We start from the raw sequence: 12494 nt of genomic DNA, 5'->3' as shown, positions 1-12494 counted from the left end.
TATGAACACAGAAGAACGGGGTGCCAGTTGCTGTGCAACCGGCACCCCGTCCTGACGACCTGAGTGCTTACACCCTCACAGGCACCTGATTCGGGTCTGGATCGGAATCCGGATCCTGCTCGATCGGAATCCGTCGAATCGCTTCACCCTCGATGTCGACGTTCGGCAGGATCTTGTCGAGCCACGCCGGCAACTTCCATGCCGAATCACCGAGAATCGACATGACCGCAGGTATCACGATCATGCGGATGATGAAGGCGTCGAAGAAGACTGCCGCCGCGAGGCCGAAGCCCATCATCTTGCTTGTCGTCTCCGAGGACAGCATGAATGCGCCGAACACGGAGATCATGATGATGGCCGCCGACGCGACCACGCGAGCACCATGGGTGTAGCCGGAGATGATGGCGTCCTTGGCCGACAATCCGTGCACGTATTCCTCGCGCATTCGCGTCACGAGGAACACTTGATAGTCCATCGCCAACCCGAAGACCACACCGATCATGAAGATCGGCAGGAACGAGATGATGGGTTGTGTGTGCTCGATCAGCCCGAAGTCGCCCTCCTGGAAGATGGCCACTGTGGCGCCGAAGGTCGCACAGACGGAAAACAGGAATCCGAGAGTTGCGGTCAGCGGCACCAGGATCGAGCGGAAGACGACCATCATGATGATGAACGCCAGACCCACAACCACGATGAGATACGGGATGAGCGCGGAACTGAGCTTCGACGACATGTCGGCAACGATCGCGGTTTGCCCCGCTACACCGAGTTCTGCGCCTTCCGATTTCACCGTCGATCCGTAATCCCGGATCTGATTCATCAGCTCGTGAGTTTCGGGGCCGCTCGGTGACATCTGCGGGGTGACCGCGATGAGCGCAGAGTTGGCGCCCGCCATCGGGTTTGCCGCGTCGGGTCCGTTTCCGACCCACATCAACTGATCCGGAGTTGCGACGTTGTCGAGGCCCTTGATGTGCGCGACAGTGCCTTCGGCAATCGCGGTGATATCGGTGCCGTCAGGCGCGTCGAGCACGACGAACAATTCGCCATTGACGCCTTCACCGAACCCACGTTGCAGCAGGGCAAGTGCCGGCCGCTCTTCGTCCTGAGTGAACGAGAGTCCGAGTTCGAGCTTCGTCATCGGAATAGCCGCGATCACCAGAAGCACCAGCGCAGCACCCGCGATCGGCCACGGGTACTTGGTGACTATCTTGGCCCAGCGATGTCCGTTGGATTCCATCGTCTCGGGCTCGTCACCGTGGCGAAGCCCGGGGATACGAGGCGAGAACGCGAATCTGCCGAAGATACCCAGGACAGCCGGGATCAACGTGATTGCGCCGAGGACGGCGATGATGACGGCAACCGCTGCAGAGATTCCCATCTGGGTGATCATCGGAACCCCGACCACCGCCAGGGCTGCCAGCGCGACCACAACCGTCAGGCCGGCGAAGACGACGGACGAACCGGCAGTACCCACTGCGCGCCCGGCAGCGGCTTCCCTCGTTCCGCCCAAATTGAGCTCACTGCGGTAACGCGAAACGATGAACAACGCGTAGTCGATCGAGACTGCGATGCCGATCATCGTGACGATTCCCGTGACGCCTTCGTTGATGTCGAAGAAGCCCGAACCGAGGGTGACAGTCAGAGTGGCCAGCGCAATTCCCAGAATTGCGGTGAACAGCGGAATAAAGGCCGCAATGAGCGCGCCGAACGCCACGATCATCACGATGAACGCCACCGCGAAGCCGAGCATCTCCGACAGACCACCTGCGGCCTGTACCTGCATCATCGAACCGGTGCCTTCGACTTGCAGGCCACCGGTGCGGAATTTTGCCATCAAGTCGAGGAACGCCGTCTTGTTGGCCTGTGTCTGATCCTCGATGCGAATCGACTGATTGAGCTGGATCAGCCCGACCTTGCCGTTGTCGCCGAGAACGGCCGACGCCACCGCCGGATTTGCCTCCGCGAGGGTCACCGGATTGACGATCTTCTCGGGATCGACGATATCCGGCAACGTCTTCGCCTGCGCGATCAACTGGTCGATCTGATCGCTGTGTGCGGCAAGTCCGTCGTCTGCCGCGATGAGAATGCTGGTCGACGCCTGAGTTTGTTGCTCTGCTGCCGCTGCAAAGTTCTCGTTCATCAACTCGGTCGCACGTTGGGAATCAGTGCCCGGAAGATTGAATTCTTTGGAGAACGTCGGATTTGTGGCGCTGATTGCGCCCCCCCACCACCGCGATCACGATAATCCACGCGGCCACCACAAGATACTTGTGGCGGAAAGCAAACTTCCCCAACCTGTAAAGATACGTAGCCAACGTAGGCCTCTCTCGCCGTGGACTGGTCTGTCCGAAGAACACGGAGTCTTTCGGTGCCAGGGACATACGGTACGGACCGATCGGCCTGTTGGCACCCGGTATATCTGCGAAAACGGCATATCCGACGCGCCTTCGTCCCGTTTTCAGACCGCTCGGTACCGTGGACACGACACGGGCAGGCGCCTCGCCAGAGCAGACGCCACGTAGTACGAAAGGCAATCCCATGAATCACGGCCAGGCCGTCGATCGCGATCTCCTCCTTGCCGGCCAACAGCGACTCGACGCGCTGGGCCCACGATTGACGGGCTCTCCTGCACACCACGAGGTGGTGGAAGAAGTCGCGAACGAACTGACCGAACTGGGCCTCGACGTCCGGCGTGATTCACACACTTTCGAACGCTGGGATCTGCCGGCGACACCTGACGGACTTCGCATCGAATTGCCGACGGGACCGATCAGAGTTTCGTCCGCATTCCCCTACTCCGGATTGACCGGGCCACAGGGAATCTCCGCTCCCCTGGTCTACGTCAGCGCGCGACGCCCCAAGTGGTCGGCGGCCAAGGGCGCGATCGCAGTGATCGAGGTCCCGCACATCGATCTCCCCCGCAAGCTACTGGTCAGCGAGTGGGGCCCGATCGCCACCGACGAGACACTTCGAAATCCGGTTCTCTCCGCAACACTTCTGGGCCCGAAGCTCGACAAGGCCCGCAAGGCCGGTGTCCTCGGCGTGATCGCGGTGTGGCGTGACATCGCTCCGGACAACGCACTGGGACAATATCTTCCGTTCACGCAGCCATATCACGACATCCCCGCCGTCTGGGTGGCCGGCGACGAGGGCGCGAAGGTTGTCGCTGCAGCTCGCTCCGGTCAGCTGGCGACTCTGGTACTGGATGCGACTCTGCATCCGGACACCCGGACCGACACGGTGTGGGCGGTGTCCCCCGGAACCTCACCCGAAGAGACGATTCTGCTCATCACTCACAGCGACGGAACCAACGGTGTCGAGGAGAACGGCCATCTGGGAATGTTGGCGTTGGCGCGGCACGCCGTGGCGCAGCCGCATCGACGGTCGTACGTTTTTGTCCTGACGACTGGCCACCTTCGTATTCCAGCGGTGTCCAAGCACGGACAGGCAACGTCCACCTGGCTCGAAGCGCACCCCGAGATGTGGAAGGGCGAAGCCGGTCAGGCGCGCGCCGTAGCGGGGATCGCCATCGAGCACCTCGGCGCACTGGGTGATACCGAGGACAACTCGACCGGCGGCTATGCCTTGGAGACCACTCCGGAACCGGAACTGCTCTACGCGACGAGTCGGGAAGTGCACGACATCGTTGCACCGCTGTGGCGCGACATTGGAGCGGGCGATCGCCGAATCGTGGCGCCAGGACCGGTCATTCATTTCGGTGAGGGCGAACCACTGTTCGAGCGGAAGATCCCGGCGGTCGCCTTGGTGACGGCGCCGCAGTACCTGCTCGCTCTGCGCGAAGCCGACGCCGTCACGCACGTCGACCTGGACGCGATGATCAAGCAGATCGAAAGCTTTCGGGATCTGCTCGACGCCTTCGACGCAACCGACACCGCGGCTTTCGGTCCGGTGGTCTCGCGCTCGGTGTTCGCGAAGTTCTCGGCGCTACTTCAGTTGATGCAGATTTTGTCGAAAGCCAAGAAATAGTGCTGTGCGCCTTTATTAACCGCGGGCGGTTAATAAAGGCGCACAGCACTTGGGGTTACTTGTCGTGAATGATCACGCCACGGATGTTCTTGCCGTCACGTAGATCCTGGTAGCCCTTGTTGACGTCTTCGAGGCTGTAGGTGTTGGTGATCAGTTCGTCGAGCTTGAGCTGACCGGCATCGTAGAGACGCAGCAGTCGCACGATGTCGTACTGCGGATTCATGGACCCGAACAACGTGCCCTTGATCGTCTTCTGATTCAGCGTCAGGTCGGTACCCGACACGTGAACGGTCAGCTTGGCGGGGTCGGCGAGTCCCGTGATCACCACGGTGCCACCCTTGCCGATCACTGCCGTCGCTGCACTGACCACGTCCTCGTCGACGGTGCCGACAAGGATGAGCGCAGCGTCGGCACCCTGTCCCCACGTCAGCTCGTTGACCTTGGCAGCAGCGCTCTCGGCGTCTGCAAAGGCATGGGTTGCACCGAACTTCAGTGCGGTCTCACGCTTGAGAGCAACCGGATCGACCACAACGACGTACTTGCAGCCGGCCGAAACGGCGCCCTGGACGGCGTTGATGCCGAGACCACCGATGCCGTAGATCACAGCGGTGTCACCGGCGCGAAGGTTACCGGCATTTACTGCCGTTCCCCAACCCGAAGGCACGCCGCAGCCGACGACCACCGCTGTCTCCAAGGGAAGCCAGTCGTCGATCTTGACTACCGAGTGCTGAGAAATGGTGGCGCGCTCGGAGAACGTTCCCAACATGCACATTCCGCCGAAATCCATTCCGTTGCCGTGGAAACGGAAGGAACCGTCGGGCATCGAGCCTTCGAGGATGGTGGCACCCATGTCGCAGAGGTTCTGGCGACCGGTCGAGCAGTAGCGACAGGTGCCGCAGTTGGGGATGAAGCTACACACGACATGGTCGCCCGGCTTGACCTTCGTGACGCCTGGGCCGACCTCTTCGATGATGCCCGAGCCTTCGTGTCCGCCGACGATCGGGTAACGCGGCGGGAGATCACCGTCGGTCAGGTGCAGATCCGAATGGCACAGTCCGGCAGCGGTGTACTTGATCAGTACCTCACCCACACCCGGGCCGTCGAGGTCGAGTTCCATGATCTCGAAAGGCTTTCCGGGCTCGAGCAGTACAGCAGCTTTGGTCTTCACTGGTGATCTCCTTGATTGTCGGACGAGAGAATGAGCGATGGGGTCGGTCAGAGAGCGATGTTGACGGCCTTGGTCTGGGTGTAGAGATCGATAGCCGAAGCGCCGAGCTCGCGGCCCCAGCCGGACTGCTTGTATCCACCGAAGGGCATTGCAGTGTCGAAGCCGTTGTACTGGTTAATCCACACCGAACCGGCCTTCAAGCGCTTCGCCGTGCGGTGAGCCTTGGAAATGTCCCGGGTCCAGATGCCGGCGGCCAAGCCGTAGATGGAATCGTTTGCGGCAGTGATCGGTCCGTCGTCCGCATTGAACGGCAGCGCCGCCACGACGGGTCCGAAGATCTCCTCCTGAACGATGGAGAATTCGGGCTTGACGTCAACGAAGACGGTCGGCTCGACGAAGTAGCCCTGATCGCCCCAGCGGTTGCCGCCCGTCAGTGCACGTGCGCCGTCGGCGATTCCCTCACGCAGGTAGCCGGTCACCTTGTCGAACTGCTCCTGCGAGACCAGCGGTCCGAGCTGGGTGGTGGGATCGAGGCCGGGTCCGATCTTGACCTGGCTCGCTGCGTGCGCGACGGCCTCGGTGAACTTCTCGAAGATGGTGTCCTCGACGTACAGACGAGTACCCGCAACGCAGCACTGTCCGTGGTTGAACAGCCACGCATTGAGCGAACCCTCCACCGCGGAATCGAAATCGGCGTCGGCGAACACGATATTGGGGCTCTTGCCACCGAGCTCGAGCGTAACCTTCTTCAGATTGCCCTTGGCGGCGTCGACGATCTTCTTACCCACCTCGGTGGAACCGGTGAACGCAACCTTGTCCACGTCGTCGTGGCCGGACAGAGCAGCACCTGCATCGCCGAAGCCGGGAACGATGTTGACGACGCCGGGCGGGAAGCCTGCTTCTTCGAAGACCTCCGCGAGAAGCAGTGCGGTGAGCGGGGTCTGCTCAGCGGGCTTGAGGATCACCGTGTTGCCGGCGGCGAGCGCGGGGGCGAGCTTCCACGACGACATCAGCAGCGGGAAGTTCCACGGCACGATCAGTCCACAGACGCCGATCGCCTCACGCAGGGTGTAGGCGTGGAACTCGCCGCCCGGAGAGAAGGGCATCGACACGTTGACGGTGCTGCCTTCGATCTTGGTGGCCCAACCCGCGTAGTAGCGGAAAACGTCTGCGGCCCAAGCCACGTCGACGGCGGTGGCGATGGCAACGGACTTGCCGTTGTCGAGAGCTTCGAGCTGACCGAATTCCTCGGCACGAGCACTGAGAATGTCGCCGACGCGCCAGATCATCCGCTCGCGCTCGTTTGCCTTCATACGTGACCAGGGGCCGTCCTCGAAAGCCGTTCGAGCGGCACGTACCGCGCGGTCGATGTCTTCGGCCTGACCGTGTGCCACGTCTGCGAGCTTCTGTCCGTCAGCCGGGTTGTACGTCGCGAAGGTCTGACCCGAAGCGGCGTCGACGAATTCGCCGCCGATGTAGAGCTTCTTCGGTCCGTTCAGGAAACCCTGTACCGCGGAACTGATGGTGTGTTCGGCTACTGCCGTCATCGGAAACTCCCCTGAAGTAGTGAGGTGCGAATGTGATGCACGCCATACTTCCGCGCTTCCAGGGGTGCTAACTGTCCGAACTTTGTACAACTGAAGTCGGACAGCAAACTACACAGTGATGTCGAGCGCCCGCATCCGTGTGTAGAGAGTGCTTCGGCTGATTCCGAGTTGCGCCGACGCGTGAACCTTGTTGCCGCCGCAGTCTTTCAACGCTCCGATGATCGCCTGGCGCTCGGCTTTCTCCCGCCCTGCCAACCGCGACACCTTGGTCGTGGTGCGATAGTCCTCGGGCAGATCAGCGACGTCGATGCGATTGCTCGAGCGTTCATCCGAGGCGCGATTCAACACGACGCGCAATTCGGCCAGGTTGCCCGGCCAGTTGGCCGCCGCGAGTGCTTCGGCAGCGCTGGCGGTCAATCTCAGTTCTGGTGAGATCCCCTCCAACATGACTTGTGCCAACTCGGCGATCTCAGCCTGTCGCTCGCGCAGTGGGGTGATGACAACCCGGGAGGCGCATCGTGAGAGCAGCGCGGCGATGGTCGGCGGAAGATCAACTGCCGCTCCGCTGGTCAGTACGATTTTCGGCCCCTCGGCGCTGGCGTCGATCAGGTCTGCGACCAGCGGCAACACCGAGTCAGGAAGGAGTTGTACCTGTTCGATCACGACCACGCCCGAACGCTTACGGGCCGCTCGCACGAGATCGGTGACCCACTGCTCACGGCCGTCGAACGCGATTCGCGTGGCATCGAGCCAACTCGCATCGACACTGCCGACTACGTCCGATGCTGCCGAGGTTCGGCCGGATCCTGCTTCACCCGAGATCGCCACGGCGGCAGAGGTTGCCCGCGCCCGCATCAGGTCGCGCCGCAGTCGTTCGCCCGGAGACGGTGCCCGCTCGTGCGTTCTGCGGATCGGTGCCCGTTCCCGTTGGAGTGGTTCGACCAGGAAGAGCGCACCACCGTCAGCCCCGGAAATCCGGTCGGCTTGAACTCGCGCCAGCGCGCCGGACGCCAATTCGACTGTCACCAATCGTGATTGGTCCGGATTCAGGTCGGCAATCAAGGAACGGAGCGATACATGGTCTGCGGTGTCGAGCAGATCCAAAGCGGTTCGGTTGCTCAGCAGGATGTCGTCGCCGATGGCCGCGACGGCAATGTGGCGCTGATGTGAAACTCGCTGGAATGCGTCGACCAGCCGCTGCTCCGATGCTTTCGAGCCTTCGAGCAGCCGTTTCTCGATGTCCGCTGCAGCACGTGCAAGGAAGGGCGCGAACAGTGGGTTGGCCTGCGAGACAACGCCGGTCATGTCGAGAATGCCTTCGACACGACGTGTGACGGGATGCAGGATCGGCTGTCCGTAGCAGCTCAAACCCTTGAGGCTGTCGAGGAAATGCTCGTCACCGTGGATCACCACGCTTCGTCCGACCTCGAGGGGTGTACCAAGCGCGTTGGTGCCGGCGTGCTCTTCACCGAAGCGTGAGCCGTTGACGACACCCAACCGCTCGATCGTTCGCTCGACGCGACTGTCGGAGTACACCGAAGCGACCACGCGGCATTCGCGATCGGCAAGCAGCACGCAGAAACCGGTGCCCGCGATCTGTTGCGAAACTTCGTCGAGCACGGGTGCGGCGGCCCGGAGCAAACGAGACTCACCGTCCTGCTCCTCGGTGTCCACGGCGATGGCCGACGACGGGTCGAGGCCACTGAGTCGAGAACGCTTCCAGGAGAGCGCGATCTCGGGGCGTACCGGCTCACGCTCCCCTGGGTTCGCGGACATACTCTCAGGCCTGACCGATCAATTCGATCGCCTGTTCTCGCATCGCGATCTTGCGGACCTTGCCCGTGACTGTCATCGGGAACTCGTCGACGACATGGACGTACCGCGGAATCTTGTAGTGCGCGAGCTTGCCGGTGCAGAACGCGCGGACCGAATCGGCGTCGAGATCGTCTGCACCTTCGCGCATCTGGACCCACACCATCAATTCCTCGCCGTACTTTGCGTCGGGTACGCCGATGACCTGCGCATCGAGAATGTCGGGGTGGGTGTAGAGAAACTCCTCGATCTCACGCGGATAGACGTTCTCGCCACCGCGGATGACCATGTCCTTGATGCGTCCCGTGATGGCGACGTATCCGGCCTCGTCCATGACTCCGATGTCTCCGGTGTGCATCCACCGGGCAGCGTCGATCGCCTCGGCGGTCTTCTCCGGGTTCTCCCAGTATCCGAGCATGACCGAGTAACCACGCGTGCACAGTTCACCCGGCTCGCCGCGGGGCACCGTCAATCCGGTTGCCGGATCGACGATCTTGATCTCGAGATGCGGCCCTACCCGGCCGACCGTTTCGGTGCGCTGCTCGATCGAATCGTCCGAGCGGGTCTGCAACGACACCGGCGAGGTCTCCGTCATGCCGTAGCAGATGGACACCTCCGACATGCCCATGCGATCGATGACCTGCTTCATCACCTCGACCGGGCAGGGCGAGCCCGCCATGATGCCGGTGCGAAGGGACGACAGATCGAAGCTGTCGAAGTCAGGCAACGCCAACTCCGCGATGAACATCGTCGGAACGCCGTAGAGGGACGTGCACTTTTCAGCCTGAACGGCTTCGAGCGAAGCACGCGGATCGAAAGCCGGACCCGGAATGACCATGGCAGCACCGTGACTGGTGCACGCAAGGTTGCCCATCACCATGCCGAAACAGTGGTAGAACGGCACCGGGATGCACACCCGATCGACCTCGCTGTAGTGGCACAACTCGCCGACGAAATAGCCGTTGTTGAGGATGTTGTGGTGACTGAGCGTCGCGCCCTTCGGGAAACCGGTAGTACCCGAGGTGTATTGGATGTTGATCGCGTCGTCGGCCGACAACGCGGCCTGGGCTGCGGCGAGCGGAGCCGGATCGCTTGCCTGCGCCGCCAAGCCGTCTGCAAGCACCGCGTCCCACTCGGGTGAACCGAGCAGGAGCACCGACGTCAGATCCGGGCACTGCGGCCGCACCGTCTCGATCATCGACGCGTAGTCCGAGGTCTTGAAGCTGGCCGCAGACACCAGCGTCGAGATCCCGGCCTGCTCGAGTACGTACTGCAACTCGTGCGAGCGGTACGCCGGATTGATGTTGACCAGGATCGCGCCGACCTTTGCCGTCGCGTATTGCGTGAACGTCCATTCCGGACAGTTGGGAGCCCAGATTCCTACCCGATCGCCCTTCCCCACACCACGGGAAAGCAGTCCGGCAGCGAGCCCGTTCACCTGCTCGGCGAACTCCCGGTACGTCCATCGTCGACCGCTGGCGTGGTCGATCAACGCATCGCGGTCGCCGTGTGCGGCAACCGTGCGATCGAGGTTGTCTCCGATGGTGTCGCCCAGCATCGGACCGTCCCATACTCCGGACGTATAGCTGGGCAGCGGCGTACTCATGTGTTCTGTCCTCTCCGGTTACCTGTTCAGGCACCTATGAGAGGGGCCGCCGCAGCGGACCCTCTCATCTACGAATTTACTCGATTCGGTGTGATGCACGACATACTTCCCGGTGCGGGGTGGCCGTAACTGTTCAGAGTCCGGACACCCCACCCGCCTGCTGTGCGCCTTTATTAACCGCCGGCGGTTAATAAAGGCGCACAGTGGTTACAGCGCGTGGTCCTTGGTCTCGACGAGCGCCCAGGTGCAGACCAGACTCACCACACCGAGGATTGCCAACATGATTCCGATGGCCATACTCCCGTAGGCCGAGGCCAGCGGTGCGGCGATCAGCGGCGGCACTGCGCCGCCGAGCACTCCGGCGAGGTTGTAGCCGAGGCCGGCACCGGTGTAGCGGTAGCGGGTCTGGAACATTTCCGGAAGCAGCGCACCGCAGGGGCCGTACGCGATTCCGAAGATCATCAGCGTGCCGAACATTCCGAGGATGAACGCGATCGGTGTTCCGGTGTCCAGGAGCGGGAACAGCACCAGCGCCCAGACGACGGCCAGACCACACGAGATCATGATGACCTTGCGGCGCCCGATGCGGTCCGAGTACAGAGCGGAAACGACGATCGCCGCACCGAAGACAACCGCGGAAGCGATACCGACCGACAGGACGAACGGACGGGAGAAGCCGAGGGTCTTTGTTCCGTAGCTCGTCAGGAAAGCCGTGCCCATGTAGAAAAACGCGAACAGGCAAGCCAGGGCGCCTGCCGAGAGCAGGATCTCCTTGGTCTGGAACCGCCAAGCATCCAGGAACGGGAGGGTGCGAGGTGCTTCGTTCTTCTGCTCCGCGACGCGCTCTGCCTGCTCCGCCTTGAAGACGGGAGTCTCCTCGATAGCGAGCCGCATGTAGAGGCCGATGCCGACCAACACGATGGAGAACAGGAACGGGATACGCCAGCCGTAATCGAGGAAAGCCTGGTTGGTGTCGCCGAGAACTGCGCCGGTGATGAGGAAGGTACTGCTCGAGAGAACGAAGGCGATTGCAGGGCCGAGCTGCGGGAACATCGCATACAGACCACGTTTGCCCGGTGGAGCGTATTCCGCCGTGAGCAAGGTTGCGCCTGCCCACTCACCACCGACCGCGAAACCTTGGCCGAATCGCAAGAGCACCAAGATGATCGGGGCCGCGACACCGATGGTTGCAGCACCCGGCAGCAAGCCGATCAGGAGCGTCGAGATACCCATGAGCAGGAGCGTCGAGATCAGCGTCTTCTTGCGACCGATGCGATCACCGAAGTGTCCGAACAACATTGCGCCGACGGGCCGGGCGATGAATGCGACTGCGAAAGTCGCAAACGATGCGACAGTTCCCGCAGTGGCACCGAGCGCGGGGAAGAACACCGTCGGAAAGACAAGTGCCGCAGCGGTTCCGTAGATGAAGAAGTCGTAGAACTCGATAGTCGTGCCGATGCAACTCGCGATTGCGACGCGCCGCACACTGGTGGTGTTCTGCGGGGGCTGCGTCGCACCTGCGGCACTCGCACCCCCGGCGCCGGCGGCACTGGTGCCGCCTGTGGGAGAGACTGTGGTCACTCGATTCCTCCGTGGTCCCGTGGTGTCGCCCTGTGGGCATCACCGTCGATAGGAGGAAAGGTAGTGATGTGGCTCACCCCCGCACTACCCCCGAAAGGGGGTAGGAGTGATCTCAGTCACCACTTGTATGCAATGGTAACGAGTTTCACGACCCTCGACATGCCGCAGGCCGTCCGATTCGTTCTCACGAATCGGACGGCCCTCGAAAACGGCGTCACGGTGCAACGCTACGGATCAAGCCTTACCGGCAGCCCCGAACAGTTCCTGACGGATCTCGCCCCACACCGTGGCGTAGGAGTCGATGATCGGTTCGGAAATCCACTTGGACTCCCCCGCTTGCACTTTCGCGAGAGCATCCGAGAAGAGATCCTGGTAACGAGACAACCGCGGAACGAATGCCGACAGATCGTCGAACAGGTTTGCAGCCCGGCGATCCAACTCTGCAAGGGAATCCGCATCTGCGTCGTCGATGAGCGCGGCGAACTCCTCGTCCAAGGGAAGGAACGCCTCGTACACCTCACCGATGGAGTCCTCGTCGATCGAGACGCGCTCGGCGTCCAACTGATCTTCGAGTTCTGCCAAACCTTTCTCGGTCAGGCTGATGGCGTTTTCCGCTTCGACCGCTTTGCCCTGCGCGACAAGTGCGTCGTACGCAGCTTGACCGGAAGCCGAGCTGACGCCCAGGTGCTCGGCCAGGACGACCGCTCCGACCCGCTCCTTGAGACGTACTGCTTGGAGCAGTGCCAACTCGTCCACATTGCCAGCGAAGGCCATCGATTTCTCCTACTCACGT

Annotated in this window: 7 protein-coding genes and 1 pseudogene; 1 reads left to right on the top strand and 7 read right to left on the bottom strand. The window is 62.1% G+C overall.

All coding sequences use genetic code 11. The features are described from left to right. Window positions 1-67: 67 nt before the first annotated feature. Window positions 68-2315 (bottom strand): annotated as a pseudogene (locus GN300_RS20035) (MMPL family transporter). A gap of 223 nt (window positions 2316-2538) precedes the next feature. On the opposite strand from GN300_RS20035, the gene GN300_RS20030 reads away from it, so the two are divergent. Further along, a complete protein-coding gene (locus GN300_RS20030; RefSeq protein WP_058227514.1) occupies window positions 2539-3987 on the top strand; it encodes a hypothetical protein in 1449 nt (482 codons plus the stop codon). Between the two features lie 55 nt (window positions 3988-4042). On the opposite strand, the gene GN300_RS20025 is transcribed toward GN300_RS20030, so the two are convergent. The 6 genes from GN300_RS20025 to GN300_RS20000 all read right to left on the bottom strand — a co-directional run bounded on the left by GN300_RS20025 (window position 4043) and on the right by GN300_RS20000 (window position 12475). Next, complete coding sequence (locus GN300_RS20025; RefSeq protein WP_003942086.1) at window positions 4043-5155, bottom strand: NDMA-dependent alcohol dehydrogenase; 1113 nt, start codon at window positions 5153-5155, stop codon at window positions 4043-4045. Window positions 5156-5202: 47 nt separating this feature from the next. Next, complete coding sequence (locus GN300_RS20020) at window positions 5203-6702, bottom strand: aldehyde dehydrogenase family protein (RefSeq protein WP_019744236.1); 1500 nt, start codon at window positions 6700-6702, stop codon at window positions 5203-5205. Window positions 6703-6810: 108 nt separating this feature from the next. Beyond that, window positions 6811-8478 (bottom strand): sigma-54-dependent Fis family transcriptional regulator, encoded by a 1668-nt coding sequence (locus tag GN300_RS20015; RefSeq protein ID WP_003942072.1) that lies wholly within the window; start codon window positions 8476-8478, stop codon window positions 6811-6813. A 4-nt stretch (window positions 8479-8482) separates the two neighbouring features. Beyond that, window positions 8483-10120, bottom strand: coding sequence for an AMP-binding protein (locus tag GN300_RS20010; protein WP_039973143.1), 1638 nt, complete (start codon window positions 10118-10120; stop codon window positions 8483-8485). 207 nt (window positions 10121-10327) lie between these two features. Continuing rightward, a complete protein-coding gene (locus tag GN300_RS20005) occupies window positions 10328-11605 on the bottom strand; it encodes an MFS transporter (RefSeq protein WP_139799876.1) in 1278 nt (425 codons plus the stop codon). A 330-nt stretch (window positions 11606-11935) separates the two neighbouring features. After that, window positions 11936-12475 carry a hypothetical protein gene (locus tag GN300_RS20000; protein WP_007730168.1) on the bottom strand — a complete coding sequence of 180 codons (540 nt, stop codon included), beginning with the start codon at window positions 12473-12475 and terminating at the stop codon, window positions 11936-11938. Between the last annotated feature and the right edge of the window lie 19 nt (window positions 12476-12494).

Source organism: Rhodococcus sp. Ni2 (assembly GCF_021352185.1).
GTDB lineage: Bacteria > Actinomycetota > Actinomycetes > Mycobacteriales > Mycobacteriaceae > Rhodococcus_F > Rhodococcus_F qingshengii.
The sequence above is the reverse complement of the archived record's forward strand: the minus strand, read 5'-3'. Positions and strand labels throughout refer to the sequence as shown.